Below are 17,420 nucleotides of genomic sequence, written 5' to 3'. Positions count from 1 at the left end.
CAAGACCGCAACTAATGTCGCGGTCATTGCTTAGGAGTATTTATTTGAAATTAGCTAGATTTATTTTAGTCAACCAACAAATCGTTGATTTTTCGGAGTCGATTGATGGCTTCAATTAATGTGTCGTCGTTTTTGGCAAAATGAAATCTCACATAATCGTTGTTATCGTCTTTGAAAAACGACGAACCAGGGACGGGTGTTACGCCGATTTTTTGTGACAATTCTACGCAGAAATCATAATCTGATTTGCGGTTGAACTTGGATATGTCGACCATTACGAAATACGTTCCTTGTGGAGAGTAGAAGTCTAGTCCGATTTCTTTTAATCCGCCTAGAAAGATATCTCTTTTGTGAGTGTATTTTTCTTGTAGTTTTTCGTAATATTCATCACCGAAATTAAGTCCAACTATCGCCGCTTCTTGTAGTGGGGCTGCTGCTCCGACTGTAAGAAAATCGTGCACTGATTTGATTGATTGTGTGATTTCTTTGTTTGCGATGGTGTATCCAAGTCTCCAACCTGTAATTGAGTATGTTTTGGAGAGAGATGTCGTGGTGATGGTTCTGTCTTTCATTTTTGGTAATGATGCAAAATATGTGTGCACGTATGGTTTGTAAACTATGTGTTCGTACACTTCATCTGTTACGACGTATGTGTCGTATTTTTCTGCAAAATCTGCTATTATTTGTAATTCTTCTCTGGTGAATACTTTTCCAGATGGGTTAGAGGGATTGCAGAGGATGATGGCTTTGGGATTTTGTTTGAATGCATTTTCCAATTCGTATATGTCAAAATCAAAATTTGGAGGGTTTAATTTTACAAATATTGGATCTGCTCCAGACAAAATCGCATCGGCTTTGTAGTTTTCATAAAATGGAGAGAATATGATAACTTTGTCACCGGGGTTGGTGATTGCCATCATGCTCGCCATCATTGCCTCTGTACCACCGCATGTCACAACGACGTTTTCTTCAGGGTTAGTGGTGTTTCCCGTGAATTTTTCGTGTTTTTTTGCGATGGCTTCTCTCAAATTTTTCGCCCCACAAGTTATGGAATATTGATGAGGGCCTATCAGAGAAATTTCTTGTAATCTGTTTAATATTTCAATTGGCGGATCGAATTCTGGGAATCCTTGCGCCAAATTGATTGAATTGTATTTGTTGGCGACAAGTGTCATTTTTCTGATGACAGATTCGGTGAAACTTGTCGCTCTATTTGATAAGTTTTTCATTTTATTGTCTTTCGTCTATAACTCTGTTTGCTTTGTGAGTTTGTCTTGGAAGATATCCGTCTTCGTGTATGATGATTTCGTGAGGTTTTACTCCAAGTCTAACTTTCAGTTCTTTCCATATATTTTCTCTTAAAGCTTCTACATCTGTGATGTTGTCGTTCTTTTCGACTTCAACAGAATAAGCTGTGCTTAAGCTCTTGTCGAAGATTCTGATTCTGTATTCGCCAGTGATTCCTTCGACTTGTCTGATTGCGTGTTCCACATCTGAAGGAAATACGTTCACTCCAGAAACTATGAACATGTCGTCTAATCTTCCGATTATGTAAATTCTTGTAGATGTTCTGCCGCATTTGCATCTGTCTTTATTTACATATCCGATGTCTCCAGTTCTAAATCTAATCATTGGTCTTGCTTGTTTTCTCAAAGATGTGAAGACTAATTCTCCGACTTCTCCTTCTGGTAGAACTTTTCCAGTTTCAGGATCGATTACTTCAACTAAGATTTGATCTTCAGCGATGTGAAGTCCATCTTTTTGTTCACACATTGCAGCACACGCTCCGAATATGTCACTTAATCCGTAGAAATCATACAAATCAGCGTCCCACAATTCTTCGATTTTTTCTCTTGTGGCATTGATTGATCCACCAGGTTCTCCTGCAACGATTATTTTCTTCAACGATAATTCTTTTGGATCATAGCCGTGTTTCTTGGCAGTTTCACCCAAATACCACGCATAAGAAGGAGTCGTCCAAATTATAGTTGGTTTGTAATTTACAATTATGTTCAATAGTTTTTCAGATGGAATTGTGCCTGCCCAAATACAAAGTGCGCCGACATTTTGTGCTCCGATTACATCAGGGCCTCCGACAAATAGCGAGAAGTTGAGTGCGTGAACGTATCTGTCACTTTTTCTCATTCCGATTTGGTAGAAAAATCTGGATTCTACGTTTTGGAATTCGTCGAGGTCTTGTTGTGTGAATGGTGAAATAGTAGGAACTCCGGTAGATCCTGAAGATGCGGAGATGAACACTACGTCGTCTTCACTTGTACATGCCATTTGTCCAAGAAAACTTCCTTTGTGTTGTGTGTCACGTTCTGTTTTCTTGTTGATAAATGGATAGTTTGCAAGTTCTTCAAGTGATGAAAATTCGTATGGATCTAACAAATTTTCGTCGAAGCTTTTTCTGTAGTATTCGGAGTTTTCGTAAGCGTGGACCAATATGTTTTTTAATTCGTGTAATTGTAGTTTTTCGATTTCTTCACGGCTCAATGTTTCTAATTCTTCTTCCCAGTATTTTGATGTTCTTAAACTTTCTAATTTTTCTTTTGTAATTTCTTTAATGTTGTTTCTAATCATGATAAACCCTCCTAAGTTTGTTTTCGTAATTTTTGATTGTGTTTTCTTCAATTAAATCTATTTCTTCATCTGTCAAATGTTTGTATCTTCTTTGTTTTCTGATGTAATCGTGAACTGATTTTCTATTTTTGATTTCTTTGATGGAATATTTTCCATTTTCGTATTCTTCTAATGGAAACATGCAATTGTCCACGATTTCTTTCGCCAAATCAATGGTATCGTCTGTATTTGTACCCCAACCGACTGGACAAGGGGACAATACGTGAATGTATTTCGTTCCACGGATTTTGGATGCTTTTTCAATCTTGTCGATGTAATCTTGGATGTAGCCGATAGATGCAGTGGCTGCGTAAGATATGTCGTGGGCTGCGATTATATCGAAAATATTTTTCTTGTTTCGAGTGTTTCCGTGGATGTTTTTTCCTGCAGGTGTTGTAGTTGTCGATGAGCCAAATGGTGTCAAGGACGATTTTTGAATTCCTGTGTTCATGTAGGCTTCGTTGTCGTAGCAAATGTAGATTACATCGTCACCGCGGTCTATTGCAGCAGATAATGTTTGAAATCCAATATCTGCCGTAGCACCGTCTCCTGCAAATCCAACAATTTGCAAATCTTCAATCCCCAAAGATTTCGCTCCTTCGTAAATTCCAGAAAGCATTGAGCCTGTTCCAGCGAACGTCGAAATAATCGAGTTGTTCTTGAAAGCTAATTGTGGGAAATTAAATCCAACTGCCGACATGCAACCTGCTGGAAGAACCGAGATTGCTCTTTCTCCGAGAACTTTCAAAGCGATTCTAACTGCAAGTGCTGCTCCACAACCAGAACATGCTTTGTGTCCGTAAAAATATTCGTCTTGTGTAATTGTTCGTTTATTTATGTTACTCATTGCACTTCGCTCCTATAAAATTAAGTTCTTCGCCTGTTTGTTTCAGTTTTTCGAAAATCTCCTTGATGTTATCTCTTGTGATGTTGCGTCCTCCAAGTCCTCCTACGAAGTTTTGTGAATCGATGTCTGTGACTGATTTCACGTTAGTGTAGACAGTTCCGAAATGTCCGAACGAAATATCTTTTTCCAAAACACCGATTCTTTTAGCACCTTGAAGTTCGTTTCTCAATTTTTCTGTTGGAAAAGGTCTGATGTATCTTAGCTTCAAGTATCCGACTTTTTCACCTTGTTCTCTTAATTCATCGACTACACTTCTGATTAATCCAGAAATTGATCCTATAGAAATCAAAACATAATCTGCATCTTCAACTTTGTAGGAATCAATCACACCACCATGATCTCTGTTGAAAATCTGTTTGAATTTTACTCTGGATTCTTCGATTATTTCCAACGAATCTATAACAGCTTTGTTTTCTCTGATTTTCCATTCCAAATTATCACTTGGCCCCACTGAAAACCCCAAATTTCTCGGATGATTGACATCGAATTTGTTTTCAGTTTCAAATTTCGGTAAGAACTTATCCACATCACAGTTTTCTGGAACATCTACAGGTTCATAAGTGTGTGTAAGGTCAAATCCGTCCAAGTTAATCATCACTGGAGTGGAGACTTTCTTGTGCTCAGCTATGTAATAAGCTTCAATCACCGTATCCAAAGCTTCTTGTGCATCTTCAACGTACACTTGAATCCAACCGCTATCAAGTTGCGACAACGAATCACGTTGGTCTCCGAAAATATTCCAAGGAAGTGCAGTTGAACGATTCGCATTCACCATCACGATAGGGAATTTGCCGCCAGCTGCGTAGGGAAGACATTCTGCCATGTACAACAGTCCTTGTGAACTTGTTGCTGTGAAAGTTCTTGCTCCGATGGCACTTGCACCAATCGCACAAGATAGAGCAGAGTGTTCACTTTCAACATGAACAAATCTTGCATCGAGCTGTTTTTGTTCTACTATTTCCGATAGTTTTTCAACCACTGTAGTTTGTGGAGTGATAGGATACGCCGAAATTACGTTTGGTTTCGATAATCTAACGCCTTGTGCTACAGCTTCGTTTCCCGATAAAAATCTTCTCATTTGCTCCTCCTTTCTATCGCATCGAAACTGCAAATCTTCTGGCAAATTCCACAACCCTTGCAAAAATCTTGATTTATACTAACGTATGAGTCTTGTTTTTCAATCGTTCCATCTGGACAATACAAGTAACATTCCAAGCAGTTTTTACATTTGTCTTTGTCAATGAAATAATCAAAACTTCGGTACGAATCGTTGGTAACTGTAAGGAAACCCGCTTCGTAATATGTTCCCAAAGGATAATCTTCGATTTTTTCAAAACCGTTGAATTGTTTAAGCTCTGGTCTTTTCATTTTCGTTCACCTCTTTCAAAACTTCTTCGAATAATTCTACGTTTTTATCCACGACTGATGGCGACAAATTATCTTTGAAACTTTCTACAATGCTCTTTTTATCGATGACATCGAATTTGGAAAACAGTGCTGCGATCATTGCAGTATTTGTAATCGGCTTATGTAAAATATCCAAAGCGATTTTGGTTGCATCGACAGAAATCACATTTTTTTCTTCAAATTTTTTTGAAGAATTGATGAATACTGTGCAATCTTTAAGATTTTTTAATTCATTTACATCGAACAGCGATTCATCTAGTATAACCAAATAATCTGGGTTTTGCACTTGAGTTCTGTCTTCGATTTTTTTCGTATCTATTTTTGTAAAAGCACTAACAGGAGCGCCTCTTCTTTCTGGACCAAACGTTGGGAAAGCCAACGAGTACAAGTTGTCTTGTTTCACACATGCATTTCCAATTATTTTAGATGCAGTGAATGCTCCTTGTCCTCCTCTTCCTCTAAAAGTTATTTCAATCATAATCTCCTCCTAATTTTTGTAATAAAAAAAGCCCTTTCTATTATTTCTAATAGAAAGGGCGAAATATCCGCGGTACCACCTTTTTTGTGTATGTAAAAATACACCACTTCAAGCTCCATCAAGCTCTAACTCATGATAACGGAAGTTGCCGTACAGTCCTAATATCGAACTGTCCCCTCAAAGACCATGTTCACCATAACATCAATTTGCTCCTCTCACCAAATAGAGCTTCTCTGTAAAATCTATTTATGACTACTCTTCTTTTCCGAAGGTTTGATTTTTAATCATTATACAATCCGAAAAAAATATTGTCAAGCATTTTTTGAAAAATTTATAAAAAAATAAAACATTACAAGTAAATTTAACGATTATCTCATAAATTTTTAAGTTCCGTTTGTGATTTGTGGCCGACATATTGAAAGAGAATTATGGATTTGTTTTCTTTTACGAAATTTTTCCTGAAAATAAAATAGTGGTCCAGGTTGTCTTTGCAATTTTTTGCATTTACCCTGAAATAATTATTTTTAGTGGAGATCATGTTTTCCAAAATGTCGTCTGTCAAAAAAGCCAGAGGAATATTGATGTTTGCGTATTTGTAAAAATCTTTCTCAAAAGCTATGAAATTGTCCGAAAAATAATCGAATTGAAATGTGTTTTTGTGTAATGTATTCATAACTACTCCATCAAATTAATGTTCAAAATCTCATCGAATTTTATTTCTATCATTTGATTGTCTATTTCAAAATATATCTTGTCTTCGAAAAAATCGTATATTGTCCCGACGTATGATTTGTTGCTGTGAACGAAGATTTCAACTGTGAAATCATTCAGATAAGCTTGGCTTATCAGTAAAAGTAAACTACTCGCACCCAACGATTGAACGTTTACATTTTCAGTCATCGAATGTAGTGCTGTTGTGTGTTCTGATAGGAAAAATCCCATCCATTTCGCCATTTTTCTGTCGCAATATTCCCTTGCTGATTTGTAGGGAAGATAATTTCTAATAATCATAAGTACCGTCCATTCCGCCGCAGTGACCACCAATTAGCTTGCTTCGTTCGATTACACGCGATCCTTCCATGAGAGATGTCGCTTTTTGAATGGAAGTGAACCCGTATTTGTCTCTGATTTCATCGATTGCAGATTCCAAATTCTTCTGTTTTTCTATTTTTTCAATATCTTCAAAAAGTGAAAAAGATATGCATGCTTCGTCCACCAAATTTTCGTAGCTAACACCAAGTCTTCTTACAGATCCTCCCTGATATTTTTGGTGGAACAACTCCATGACGTGTTTCGTGAGCTGCGCAGTTGATTGGGAAGGTGAGATGGTTTTTTGGGCGTAGATGGATTTTTTGTTTTCTTTTAAGGAATATCCAACGTAAATCGACACCACAGTCGCTTTCTTTTTGATTCGTCGAATTCTAATTGCAACTTGTTCTGCGATTTCTTTGAGAACTATTTCGATTTCACTTTTCTTGGAGTAATCTTTGGGAAGAACTTGCGAATTGCCAAGTCCTTTTGATTTCCCCTTATAAGGTTGGGTGACCTTGGATTCATCAACTCCATTTGCGTGAAACCACAACTGTACGCCCATTATTCCAAATTCTCTTTTCAAAATATCGGGGTTGGAGTTTGCTAGGTCTCTCACCGAAAAAATACACAATTTATTCAGCCTTCGTTTCGTTCTTTCGCCGATTCCCCAAAAATCTGTCAAATCTGGAATATTCCACACTTTTTCTTCAACATCTTCATACGACCAATTTGCCCTCATATTCACAGTTTTCTTCGCTTCATTGTCCAGCGCAAGCTTAGCCAACAGAGGATTGGAATTACTCATTCCAACAGTAGAATATAATCCAGTTTTGTTTCTGATTTCGTTTTGAATTCTAGAAGATATCAAATCCAATTTGTCCTTGCGAGATATTTTTGTATCAGGAACGAAATAATTCAAGCTGGTTGTCAAATCGATAAATCCCTCGTCGATAGAGTAGGGAAGAATCTCGTCTTTCGCTGCGTAATTCATGAAGATTTTCTGGATTTTCAAATTTTCTTCAATGTACAAAGCCATTCTTGGAGGAACGATGACGGTGTTTTTCGCCCAAGTTTCGATATAATTTACATATGAATCGGTGATGGGTAAATTCTGTCTGAGAGCCGATTGGAAGTTAAACTTCCTATTGTGGACGTGAAAAGGCAAATCAAAAGCCCTACCGACGTTTTTCTTCCCGAAAACTTTCTTGAAAGTGGGAGAGCTTGCGAGAATTAATCCGCTCGCATTGTCGGAATTACTCATAACGCAAAGAGAAGTTGTCAAGGGATTCAGATTTCTCTTGACGCATTCTACACTTGCATAAAAACTTTTGATATCCACAAAAGCAATATCAGATTTTGGCTCCAAAGAGTAATCTATAAGTCCCATAACAACCTCCTTACTCGTCATCCAACGGACTGTAATCTTCCAAAAAAGTCGATTTTGGATTTTCAATATAGCAAATATCTGTGGGAAACTTGTTCAGCTTCACCATCTCAGATATTTTCAAATTCAACAAATTAATATCCACACCTAGCTTGTATGCCATAGTCTTGTCGTCAGTGTACTCGCGCATCGTCTTGATCAAATCCTCATCCGAAATCAAAAGATGAGCCGCGAAAATATTCGCTTCATTTTCAAAAACATCAGTAGGATTGAACACCTTGTTCTCGTGAAAAGCGTGACCATCAATGCAGTATTGCCTGTGGAGTTGGTCGTGGCCAATCTCGTGAGCCAATACGATTTTTTTCAAACTTCCAATGTTGTTAGCAATCAAAATAACCCTGTTTCGAAGGATTACCTGATACACTCCCAAAAGTTTGGACGGACTATCGATATAATGAAGCTTAATCCCCAATAAATCCAAAAGCTCATCGGGATTTCTGGTGTGGTATTTTTCAACCAAATTATTTACCTTATCATATATCCATCTATTGTACATAAACTACCTTTTATTCTTGTTTTTTCCGTATTTTTTATTCTCCAACTTGGCTTCGTAATAGGCTTCAGCAATCGCGTTGAAAAGTTTGTCCTTGTCTTCTTCAGGAAGAGAACCTCCAGCGAAAAGCCCCGACAAATTATCCACCAAATTCTCCGCATCTTTCTTACCAGAATATCCGAATTTTTTAGCAGAATCTAGCACGAAATTATCCTCAACAGTCAACAAAAAATTGATGTCAACATTGAAAAACTCGGCGATTTTCTTGTACATATCTTGCGTACGTGGGCGAGTGCCTTTTGTTTCGTAGTTGCTTATAGTCTTCAAAGTAACACCAAGCTTGTCCGCAAGTTCTGTCTGAGTGAGACCTCTGTCTTCTCTAAGTTGTTTTAATTTTGAACCAAAGCTCATTTGATTTCCTCCATAAATAAAATTAGAAGTTCAAATACAAAATATATGAACTGTAACTACTAATATTATAATTTAAACTTCTAATCACGTCAAATTTTTTGTAGAATTTGAAAATAAAACTCAATAGATGTATAATAAAGATGTAAACAAGTTGACATTGAAACTAAAAAGGTAGTGATTAAATGAAAATTTTTAATAAAATAAAGAAAAATTTTGAAGAATTTTTAAAAAAATTGGGCAACGAAAATAAAAATACTTTCGGAGAAGAAAGATTGGACTGTTGCACAATGAATAAACAAGATAAATAGAATATCACAGATCGGATTTGGTAATTCAAGTCCGATTTTTTAATTTTAAAAAATTTTAAATTCAAATGATTATCATTATTGACAGAACAAAAAAATAATGGTATGATTTGTTTGAATAAAGTTAGTATGATAAATTTTTACAAAAGGTTTTGCGGATTAGACGTAATTTGCAACTAAATAAGTTTTTAATTCTCAAAAAACTTATTACATATTTAAAATTGAATAGAATGATTAGACTAAAAATAAGATTTTATTGTAATAAGTTAATTAATTAATAAAATTAGGATGCATTCGAATTTGTTTTGGGATATTAATAACTGTATGTATTGTTCTACTAACAAATATAAATAAGGAGTATTGATATGAATAAATTAAAATTGATGGCTATAGTTGGAGTGATGTCAGCGGCGTTATTGCTGAATGGTTGTGGAGCACAAAAAGATGCACCGAAAGAAAACACAAAACAAGCTGAACAAAAACAAGAAGACAAAAAAGAAGACAACAACGCTACTGAAAAAACTGAGGACAAAAAAGAAGAAGTAAGCTTGTCTGATTGGGCTGGAGAATGGAACAATATGGGAAGCTATTTGGAAAAGCCAGAAGTTCAAGGTGCTTTCAAAACTTTAGCAAAAAAAGAAAATATTGATGAGAAAAAAGCAAAAGCAGATTATCTTGAAAAAAGAAAATGTGAATTCAATGGATTGAAAATCGAAGGAAATAAAATTACTTTCACAAGCAAAATTCCTTCAGAAAATGGAGAAAAAATCGCAGAGACTGAGTACAAATTTGTAGAAAAAAAGGCTGTAAAACACGGATCACATATGCTAGAATGGGATGTTTTCGAAGCTGTGGATTCTAATGCGAAATATAAAGTTTTATTAATGATGCCAATTCACGGCGAAGAAGAATTGACACATTTCCACATGAGATATGGCAATGACAAGGATGAATTATTTGCAAAAGAAGGATGGTTCCCAACTTTCGTAAAACCAAACACAACTGATAAACAAATTATCGGAGAAATCGAAGAATAAGGTTTGAATATGAAATTGACAAAGGACAGGGACAACCTGTCCTTTTATTTTGAAAAGGAGAATTAAATGAAAAAAAGACTGTTGAGTTTTCTATTAGTCTTGTGCATGATTTTGTTTGCAGGATGTTCCAATCATATGAAGAAATCTTCAGGAAAGCCTGTTATCTACACATCTTTTTTTCCGGTGCATGAATTGGTGAAGATGATTGCGGGAGATACTGTAGAGGTGAGAACTTTCATGCCGGTGGATAAGGAGCCTCATTTGTGGGAGCCATCTGCCAAGGATATGAAAAAACTTGCCGAGGCAGATTTGCTGGTAGTAAACGGAGCGAATATGGAACATTGGGTAGACAAGGTACACGAGAATTTGCCTAATTTGGATATTTTGAAGTTGTCGGATTCTGTAGAGTTAATCACATACAAAGGAGCTGCTGCTAGAGGCGATTTTCAATATATGGCAAGATTGGATTTAACAAAAGGAAAACGCAAAATAGATTTTGGGCACACTCATGAAGATATTATGAGAGTTGCGTTCTTCAAGGACAATGGAGAAGACAAGAAAGAATTAGTCAAAAAAGCAAAGGAAATTATGAATCAAAAAGGTGAGATTGTTCACCAAAAAAATACTTTTGATGTAGAAGAAGGAAAAGTATATGGCCTTGAAATGGGTCATGAATCGGGAGAAATATTTTACAACATAAAAGATGATGGCAAATGGATTTTCGTATCGGACAGAATAAGCGAAGATTTGCTTCCGTATTATTTACAAGATACTAACGGTAAATTGCTTCAAGATGAGGGCAAATTAAAGCCTGTAATGGAAGGTTCTTCATCAGGGTTTGACAAGATAACTTACGATCCACATTCATGGTTATCTGTCGTAAATGCAAAGAAATATTTGAATAGTATTCAAGATAAATTGATACAAAAGTATCCAGACAATAAGAAAATTTATCACAAAAACAAATTGAAATACGTTGATAAATTGACAGATATTGATGCAGAATACAAAGAAAAATTTAGTAAATTAGACAACAAAAGCTTTTTGGTAACACATTACGCTTATGCATATATAGCGAGGGATTTTGGACTTACTCAGTATCCATTAGAAGGGCTTACAAGTATGGAAAGTCCTAGTCTTAAAACAATAAAAAAGGCTGTGGATTTTGCAAAAACAAAAAACATTACTACGGTTTTTTATGAATACGGTAAACCACCAAAAGAAGCCAAGACTTTAGCGGAAGAATTGGGAGGAGATATAAAGCCTTTGGCTTCTATGGAATTTATAACGAAAGAACAACAAGACAATAATCAAGGATATATCGAGTTAATTGAGATGAATTTGAAAAACTTATACGAATCTATGAAAAAGGCAGGTGTATAAATGAATGCAGTAACTATAAATAATTTAAACTTTGGTTATAATGAAGATTTGGTGCTTAAAGATTTGAATTTAGAGATAAGTCAAGGAGAGATGGCTCTAATTTTGGGAGGAAATGGAAGCGGCAAATCAACTTTATTGAAATTAATGTTGGGAGAGTTGAAGGCTGATGACGGTGAAATCAAGGTTTTGGATAAAAATATTAAAGATTACAAGAGCTACCGAGATATAGGGTATGTTCCGCAAATAAATATTGTAAATAAAATTGCGTTTCCAATTACTTGTTTGGAGCTTGTGACATTGAATTTGTATGAAGATTTTGGGCTAATTAAAATTGCAAGAAAAAAACATTACGACAAAGCTAGAAAAATTATGGAAGAAATGGGAATGAAAGAATATATAAATCGTCCTGTAAATGAATTGTCGGGAGGACTTCAACAAAGAGCAATGATTTGCAGGGCAATGATTAACGAGCCGAAACTTTTGATACTCGATGAGCCTACAGCAGGTGTTGACAAGGAAAACAAAGAAAAATTTATAAAAACAATTGCGAAATTAAATAAGGAGTACAACATAACTGTAATAATGGTAACTCACGAAATAAAAGAAATTGAGGCTTTGGATATTGAAAGAACTCAATACGAAATGATTGAAGGGAGGCTTGTAAAATGCTAGAATTTGCGTTTATGAGAAAAGCATTGATAGCTGGATTGATGCTTGCAATAATGATTCCGATGATTGGAATTATCATGGTTAATCGTAAAACATCCATGATAGGAGATGCGCTTTCTCACACAGCTCTTAGTGGAGTTGGGCTTGGACTTATTTTGGGATTTGATCCATTATTAGGCTCTGCAATAGTTTGTGTTGTAGCGGCATTTTTAATAGAATTAATCAGAAAAAAATTCCCACAATATGGAGACATGGCAACGGCTGTTATAATGAGTACAGGACTTGGAATTGCAGCGATATTATCCGATTTTGCTCCAGGCGGAAATTCATTTGAATCTTATCTTTTCGGAAGTATATCTTCTGTGACAAATATGGATGTGATTAATATTTCGGTGATTTTCGTATTAATCTTAGCGGTATCCATATCGCAATACGCAGGATTATTGGCGATTTCAATCGACAAAAACATCGCTCGTCTTGCAGGTGTAAAAGTAAATCGAATTAATGCAATATTTACTTTGTTATCTGCGATTACTATTGCACTTGCAGTGAAAATAGTTGGCGCGTTGATGGTGACATCTTTGATAGTGCTTCCAGTAGCAACAGCTCTTATTATCGCAAAAAGCTACAAGAAAACATACATCATTACAATAATTTTAGGAGTTTTGTATATGATGTTGGGAATAGTTCAGTCATATCAATTTGACATCAAACCGGGAGGAGCAATTGTAGTAAATGCAGTTATAGGAATGATAGTTTTCGTAGCATATTCAAAAATCAAACAACCAAATAGGAGAAACTTTTCAAATTCACAAAATAATGCTAAAATAAAGTAAACATAAGATTACAAGAAGGCAGGAAAATATGAATTTTGAAATAGAAAAAGGAAACAAAATTACAATACCAGATATTTTGATGCGCAAATACGACCTCAGAGAAAAGGATGTATTTGAATTGGAACTTGAAAACGACAGGATAATTTTGATTCCGAAGAAAAATCACGATGCAAACTACGTCGAAAAATTGAAGGGATTGACTGACGATACAATCGATGCTTTGCACGAGGACAAATAAACCACAAGAACTATTGTAAAATTTACGATAGTTCTTTTTTCATGCAAAAAATTAATAAAATCTATTGAATTTGAAGTTAAATATGCTACTATATAAATAGTAGTGCGTGTTATAAACAATATAAATATATCAAACTAACTAAACGCTACTTATCGTTTAAATTTTGCTATCAAAAAATATTCAAAAGGAGATGTAAAACGATGAATAACAAGATTTTTGGTAAAGTTATTGCTGAAAAAAGAGCCAAATGTTCCAACAAAAAACCTAGGTATGCTCTTAGAAAACTTAGCATTGGTGTTGTATCTTGTTTGATAGGATATGCTTTTTTGATTGGAGGAAACGTTTCGTTCGCAGAAACTGATACGAATTCTTCTGCTCAATTTGTAGAATTTATAGAAAAAGTAGAAATTTCTACAAAAGAAAAAACTCCAAAAAATTCTGAGGATATTTCTGACGAAAAAATAGACACAAAAAAAGTAGAATCAGTTAATAAAAAGGAATTAATGGCTACTGAAAATGTGAAAGAAATGGAAGAAAATCCTGTACATAAAGAACAATTTACGGTTGTTTTTGATGCTAATGGTGGGAAATTCGACACAGAAAATAATACGTCGACTGTAAATGCAGGAGAAAATGTGACATTTTCTGAAACTCCAACTCTTGCTGGAAAAATATTTGTAGGTTGGGCTAATAGTCCTGATGCAACTGAAGCACAAGAAGATATTTTACAAAACATAACTGCAAACAAAACAGTGTATGCTGTGTGGAAGGTTGACGATAAGGAAATTTCGAAAACACAAGACAAACCTATCGTGACAGCAACAAAACCTGAGGATGTTTCTGATTATTTGAGCCTCAATTTTAATGCGGCATCTTTTATGGAAAATGATGGAACTTTGCATTATGGAAAAATTTTAGATAAAGATAATAACGAAGTTGAAAACAACAATGAAATAGAAGGAATAAAAACAAGGACTTATTGGGTGCTTAAATCTGCCACTTGGAAGGACGTTAAGAATTTTACTGATATAGATGGTAAAAGTGTTTATCAAAATTTGACGGCTAATAGTGGAGATGAAAAGCACCCATTTTTAGGTTGGTCGGACAATTCTAGTTTGGATAATATTGTGGATCTTACCTCTAAATTTGAAGACAAATCTGTAATTGGAGAAAGCACGAAAGATGGATTGAATTTTTACGCAAAGTATAAGGCCAATGACTATGTTTATTACGGAAAAACTGACAATTCAAAGCCTGCATACGATTCAGATGGATACAAGCTTAATTTGAAAAAAGATTATAAAAAAGTGACGTTCAAAATTAAGGATGAAAAAATAGGAAAAGTTTATCTGAAAGAAAAACAAAAAAAATTAATAGGAAAAGATGTCGCGACAAAAGATGACGGATCAATTAAGCTTGAAGATGCAACAATTGGAGATAAAGAAATTACTGTATTTGTTGAAAGAAAAAAAGCAAAATCTACAATTTATAAAGATATTAAAGTAGAAACTGATTCTATCGACAAAAATCATCAATACTGGTATTGGTATAGAGGGGAAGTTGGTCCTTCAACAAGAGAAGATTACTGGGATTACATTATTCCGCCTTCTTTAAATGGAATTAAAGATCCGGATGAAGTTTGTTTCGTTCCTCTTTTTGTTACAAATGGTCAAGATGTTACAGACTTATGCGTCAATGCGGCTCCACCAGAAATGCCTACAAAAGGATCTAGAGAAAAATTCGTTAGATTTGGACTTGTAACTTTACGAAAAGAAGAAAAGATAAATGATATATTAAGAGAAGATGGTAAGTCTTATTTTGACAGAACTTATGTTGTTTTCAGAGAATTTAAAGCGGATTTTATTTTAAAAAAACATCCACCTAAAAATCCTGATTTGGTTTTACCAACACTAAAAGAAGAATTCAAAAATGACTATGCAAATCCACATTGGTACGACAATACCAAAGATCAAAAGAGTTACTACTATGATGATGTAGATTTATCAAAAGTAGTAATTTATCAAAACAAATTTTTCACCGCAAGGGCAACTAAAATACCTGTAATTCATAAAATTGATGAAATTGATGAATCGGCAAAATATATCGAAGGAACAGCAGAAGGAAAAGGAAAAGTTTGGATTCATATAAATGGAGAATATATAACAGAAACTAGATCCGATAGTTGGGGTAGATGGAAATTTGAAGTAAAAAACAAAATCAAAATCAAAGCAGGTAATGAGGTTAGAATTGAATTTGCGCCAGATAACAGAACACTGCCAGCAAGTGCCACATTTATTGTGAAAAAAGCAAAAGATAATGTCAAATTCACCCCTGTATATGAGGGTGCTGTTGTAAATCCTGGTAATACGGCTGTGATTAATGCGCCAAAATTTATTAATGATTTGAATAAATCGGAAAATTTAGATCAACCTATTGTCAAAAAATTTGAACTCGTAGATTTAGCAACAGAAGAAATTGTCATCGATGAAAAGACTGGCGAAATAACTTACAACTCGAAAGAATCCGATGCGGACAAGACGATTGATTTGAATATTAAGGTCACTTACATGGATGATACAACTGAAAATGTAAGCACAACTATAAAAATCAATTCACTTCCTGAAATTATAAATCGCAAAGAAAATCCTAGCGCACAAACTCCTGAAGGATATGTCAGAGTTACAATGAAAGCAGGAGAAGGGGTGCAATTAAAGCAAGAAACAATCTACGATATTAAAAAAGGGTTGAGCTTGGCTGCAGATTACTATCCAGAAGTGGAAATAAATCCTGAAAACAAAAACAACTACAAAAATCCGATAAATTGGACAGTCAATCCAGGAGAAAAAATAGAAAATTCTGTCGAAATAATCGCAAATGCAACAAAAACACAAGCATCTGTCAATGAACCAACAGGTAAAGAAATAAAAATTCTCGAAGGAGAAACGATAGAAGCAAAAGATTTGGTTGCAAACTCAGATGATTTGCCTGCTGATACAACATTTGAATTCAAAGAAAAACCAGACACAATAAATGCTAAAAAGTTGAACACAACAATAATCGTAAAATATTCAGACGGCTCAATTGATAAAGTACAATCAAAAATTATCATACAAAAACAAGCAGCGGTAATTACACCAATACCAACAGTAGAAGCAGCAGATGAAATTGTGGAATTCGGAAAAACTTACGACTTGACAGACAACATCAAAAATTTGCCAAGTGGAGCGAAAGTAGAAGACATAACAGAAAAAGATGCGATAAATACAAGGAAATCTGGAAACTACATCGGAAAAATCAAAGTCACATTTGAAAATGGTGCAACTAGAATTGTCAATGTAAAAGTCGTTGTGAATAAATCACTTGCAGAAACAAACGAGCCAACCGGTAAAGAAATAAAAATCCTTGAAGGAAAAAGTATTGAAGCAAAAGATTTGGTTGTAAACTCAGATGATTTGCCAGACAATACAACATTTGAATTCAAAGAAAAACCAGACACAAAAACTGCCGGAAAGTTTGATGCAACAATAATAGTAAAATACAGTGACGGCTCAATTGATGAAGTACAATTAAAAATTATCGTACAAAAACAAGCAGCGGTAATTACACCAATACCAACAGTAGAAGCAATTGATGAAATTGTGGAATTCGGAAAAACTTATGACTTGACAGATAATATCAAAAACTTGCCAACTGGAGCGAAAGTTACAGACATCACAGAAAAAGATGCGATAAACACAAACAAATCTGGAAACTACATCGGAAAAATCAAAGTGACATTCGAAAATGGCGAGGCGAGAATTGTCAATGTAAAAGTCGTTGTGAATAAATCACTTGCAGAAACAAACGAGCCAACTGGTAAAGAAATAAAAATCCTAGAAGGAGAAAGTATTGAAGCAAAAGATTTGGTTGAAAACTCAGAAGCAATGCCTGCTGATACAACATTTGAATTCAAAGAAAAACCAGACACAAAAACTTCTGGAAATATAGACACAACGATAATCGTAAAATATTCCGACCGATCTGTTGATGAAGTACAATCAAAAATTATCATACAAAAACAAGCAGCGGTAATCACACCAATACCAACAGTTGAAGCAATTGATGAAATTGTGGAATTCGGCAAAACATACGACTTGACAGACAACATCAAAAATT

18 protein-coding genes and 1 other annotated feature are annotated in these 17,420 nt (G+C 34.9%); of the genes, 7 read left to right on the top strand and 11 right to left on the bottom strand.

The features are described from left to right. Positions 1-65 precede the first annotated feature (65 nt). The 11 genes from ACU68Y_RS07965 to ACU68Y_RS07915 form a co-directional block, all read right to left on the bottom strand. Positions 66-1,229, bottom strand: coding sequence for a pyridoxal phosphate-dependent aminotransferase (locus ACU68Y_RS07965; protein ID WP_446755758.1), 1,164 nt, complete (start codon positions 1,227-1,229; stop codon positions 66-68). Between the two features lies 1 nt (position 1,230). Next, positions 1,231-2,586 (bottom strand): phenylacetate--CoA ligase family protein, encoded by a 1,356-nt coding sequence (locus ACU68Y_RS07960; RefSeq protein ID WP_446755757.1) that lies wholly within the window; start codon positions 2,584-2,586, stop codon positions 1,231-1,233. Next, the gene (locus tag ACU68Y_RS07955; RefSeq protein WP_446755756.1) at positions 2,579-3,472 is read right to left on the bottom strand and encodes a thiamine pyrophosphate-dependent enzyme; all 894 of its coding nucleotides are present in this window, start codon (positions 3,470-3,472) and stop codon (positions 2,579-2,581) included. Before ACU68Y_RS07955 ends, ACU68Y_RS07960 begins: the two co-directional genes overlap by 8 nt. After that, a complete protein-coding gene (porA, locus tag ACU68Y_RS07950; RefSeq protein WP_446755755.1) occupies positions 3,465-4,610 on the bottom strand; it encodes a pyruvate ferredoxin oxidoreductase in 1,146 nt (381 codons plus the stop codon). The genes ACU68Y_RS07955 and porA overlap by 8 nt, the downstream gene beginning before the upstream one ends. Further along, positions 4,607-4,900, bottom strand: a complete 294-nt coding sequence (locus ACU68Y_RS07945; protein ID WP_035111237.1) for a 4Fe-4S binding protein — start codon at positions 4,898-4,900, stop codon at positions 4,607-4,609. Before ACU68Y_RS07945 ends, porA begins: the two co-directional genes overlap by 4 nt. Continuing rightward, on the bottom strand, positions 4,881-5,417 hold the full coding sequence (locus tag ACU68Y_RS07940) for a 2-oxoacid:acceptor oxidoreductase family protein (RefSeq protein WP_446755754.1): 537 nt from the start codon (positions 5,415-5,417) through the stop codon (positions 4,881-4,883). The genes ACU68Y_RS07945 and ACU68Y_RS07940 overlap by 20 nt, the downstream gene beginning before the upstream one ends. 51 nt (positions 5,418-5,468) lie before the next feature. Then, positions 5,469-5,695 (bottom strand) — a binding site (T-box leader). Between the two features lie 95 nt (positions 5,696-5,790). Further along, entirely contained in the window at positions 5,791-6,090 is a 300-nt protein-coding gene (locus tag ACU68Y_RS07935) for a DUF5960 family protein (RefSeq protein WP_002841241.1), read from the bottom strand. A gap of 2 nt (positions 6,091-6,092) precedes the next feature. After that, positions 6,093-6,428 carry a hypothetical protein gene (locus ACU68Y_RS07930; protein ID WP_002839767.1) on the bottom strand — a complete coding sequence of 112 codons (336 nt, stop codon included), beginning with the start codon at positions 6,426-6,428 and terminating at the stop codon, positions 6,093-6,095. Next, on the bottom strand, positions 6,418-7,836 hold the full coding sequence (locus tag ACU68Y_RS07925) for a Y-family DNA polymerase (protein WP_446755753.1): 1,419 nt from the start codon (positions 7,834-7,836) through the stop codon (positions 6,418-6,420). Before ACU68Y_RS07925 ends, ACU68Y_RS07930 begins: the two co-directional genes overlap by 11 nt. Before the next feature lie 10 nt (positions 7,837-7,846). Further along, positions 7,847-8,389 (bottom strand): ImmA/IrrE family metallo-endopeptidase, encoded by a 543-nt coding sequence (locus ACU68Y_RS07920; protein ID WP_012290248.1) that lies wholly within the window; start codon positions 8,387-8,389, stop codon positions 7,847-7,849. 3 nt (positions 8,390-8,392) lie between these two features. After that, the gene (locus ACU68Y_RS07915) at positions 8,393-8,797 is read right to left on the bottom strand and encodes a helix-turn-helix domain-containing protein (RefSeq protein WP_002839810.1); all 405 of its coding nucleotides are present in this window, start codon (positions 8,795-8,797) and stop codon (positions 8,393-8,395) included. 182 nt (positions 8,798-8,979) lie between these two features. On the opposite strand from ACU68Y_RS07915, the gene ACU68Y_RS07910 reads away from it, so the two are divergent. The 7 genes from ACU68Y_RS07910 to ACU68Y_RS07880 all read left to right on the top strand — a co-directional run. Further along, positions 8,980-9,105, top strand: a complete 126-nt coding sequence (locus tag ACU68Y_RS07910; protein ID WP_002841281.1) for an LDCC motif putative metal-binding protein — start codon at positions 8,980-8,982, stop codon at positions 9,103-9,105. Between the two features lie 362 nt (positions 9,106-9,467). Next, positions 9,468-10,139, top strand: a complete 672-nt coding sequence (locus ACU68Y_RS07905) for a ZinT/AdcA family metal-binding protein (protein WP_316450783.1) — start codon at positions 9,468-9,470, stop codon at positions 10,137-10,139. 66 nt (positions 10,140-10,205) lie between these two features. Continuing rightward, a complete protein-coding gene (locus tag ACU68Y_RS07900) occupies positions 10,206-11,522 on the top strand; it encodes a metal ABC transporter substrate-binding protein (protein ID WP_002839781.1) in 1,317 nt (438 codons plus the stop codon). Continuing rightward, on the top strand, positions 11,523-12,194 hold the full coding sequence (locus ACU68Y_RS07895; RefSeq protein WP_002841220.1) for a metal ABC transporter ATP-binding protein: 672 nt from the start codon (positions 11,523-11,525) through the stop codon (positions 12,192-12,194). It abuts the gene before it with no gap. Beyond that, positions 12,188-13,027 (top strand): metal ABC transporter permease, encoded by an 840-nt coding sequence (locus tag ACU68Y_RS07890; RefSeq protein ID WP_304141121.1) that lies wholly within the window; start codon positions 12,188-12,190, stop codon positions 13,025-13,027. Before ACU68Y_RS07895 ends, ACU68Y_RS07890 begins: the two co-directional genes overlap by 7 nt. 28 nt (positions 13,028-13,055) lie before the next feature. After that, positions 13,056-13,265 carry an AbrB/MazE/SpoVT family DNA-binding domain-containing protein gene (locus ACU68Y_RS07885; protein ID WP_002841311.1) on the top strand — a complete coding sequence of 70 codons (210 nt, stop codon included), beginning with the start codon at positions 13,056-13,058 and terminating at the stop codon, positions 13,263-13,265. Between the two features lie 200 nt (positions 13,266-13,465). Further along, positions 13,466-17,420: Rib/alpha-like domain-containing protein (locus tag ACU68Y_RS07880; protein WP_446755752.1), on the top strand; the 3,955-nt coding region annotated here is incomplete at its 3' end.

The sequence above is a fragment of the Finegoldia sp. P1-F-LS genome, assembly GCF_052932205.1.
Note: the sequence above shows the minus strand (reverse complement) of the source record. Positions and strands in the feature narration are given on the sequence as shown.

What these genes read in the sequence shown, in the direction of transcription:
- ACU68Y_RS07965 (WP_446755758.1), bottom strand. Translation starts at nt 1,229, where the DNA reads ATGAAAAACTTATCAAATAGAGCGACAAGTTTCACCGAATCTGTCATC.
- ACU68Y_RS07960 (WP_446755757.1), bottom strand. Translation starts at nt 2,586, where the DNA reads ATGATTAGAAACAACATTAAAGAAATTACAAAAGAAAAATTAGAAAGT.
- ACU68Y_RS07955 (WP_446755756.1), bottom strand. Translation starts at nt 3,472, where the DNA reads ATGAGTAACATAAATAAACGAACAATTACACAAGACGAATATTTTTAC.
- porA (WP_446755755.1), bottom strand. Translation starts at nt 4,610, where the DNA reads ATGAGAAGATTTTTATCGGGAAACGAAGCTGTAGCACAAGGCGTTAGA.
- ACU68Y_RS07945 (WP_035111237.1), bottom strand. Translation starts at nt 4,900, where the DNA reads ATGAAAAGACCAGAGCTTAAACAATTCAACGGTTTTGAAAAAATCGAA.
- ACU68Y_RS07940 (WP_446755754.1), bottom strand. Translation starts at nt 5,417, where the DNA reads ATGATTGAAATAACTTTTAGAGGAAGAGGAGGACAAGGAGCATTCACT.
- ACU68Y_RS07935 (WP_002841241.1), bottom strand. Translation starts at nt 6,090, where the DNA reads ATGAATACATTACACAAAAACACATTTCAATTCGATTATTTTTCGGAC.
- ACU68Y_RS07930 (WP_002839767.1), bottom strand. Translation starts at nt 6,428, where the DNA reads ATGATTATTAGAAATTATCTTCCCTACAAATCAGCAAGGGAATATTGC.
- ACU68Y_RS07925 (WP_446755753.1), bottom strand. Translation starts at nt 7,836, where the DNA reads ATGGGACTTATAGATTACTCTTTGGAGCCAAAATCTGATATTGCTTTT.
- ACU68Y_RS07920 (WP_012290248.1), bottom strand. Translation starts at nt 8,389, where the DNA reads ATGTACAATAGATGGATATATGATAAGGTAAATAATTTGGTTGAAAAA.
- ACU68Y_RS07915 (WP_002839810.1), bottom strand. Translation starts at nt 8,797, where the DNA reads ATGAGCTTTGGTTCAAAATTAAAACAACTTAGAGAAGACAGAGGTCTC.
- ACU68Y_RS07910 (WP_002841281.1), top strand. Translation starts at nt 8,980, where the DNA reads ATGAAAATTTTTAATAAAATAAAGAAAAATTTTGAAGAATTTTTAAAA.
- ACU68Y_RS07905 (WP_316450783.1), top strand. Translation starts at nt 9,468, where the DNA reads ATGAATAAATTAAAATTGATGGCTATAGTTGGAGTGATGTCAGCGGCG.
- ACU68Y_RS07900 (WP_002839781.1), top strand. Translation starts at nt 10,206, where the DNA reads ATGAAAAAAAGACTGTTGAGTTTTCTATTAGTCTTGTGCATGATTTTG.
- ACU68Y_RS07895 (WP_002841220.1), top strand. Translation starts at nt 11,523, where the DNA reads ATGAATGCAGTAACTATAAATAATTTAAACTTTGGTTATAATGAAGAT.
- ACU68Y_RS07890 (WP_304141121.1), top strand. Translation starts at nt 12,188, where the DNA reads ATGCTAGAATTTGCGTTTATGAGAAAAGCATTGATAGCTGGATTGATG.
- ACU68Y_RS07885 (WP_002841311.1), top strand. Translation starts at nt 13,056, where the DNA reads ATGAATTTTGAAATAGAAAAAGGAAACAAAATTACAATACCAGATATT.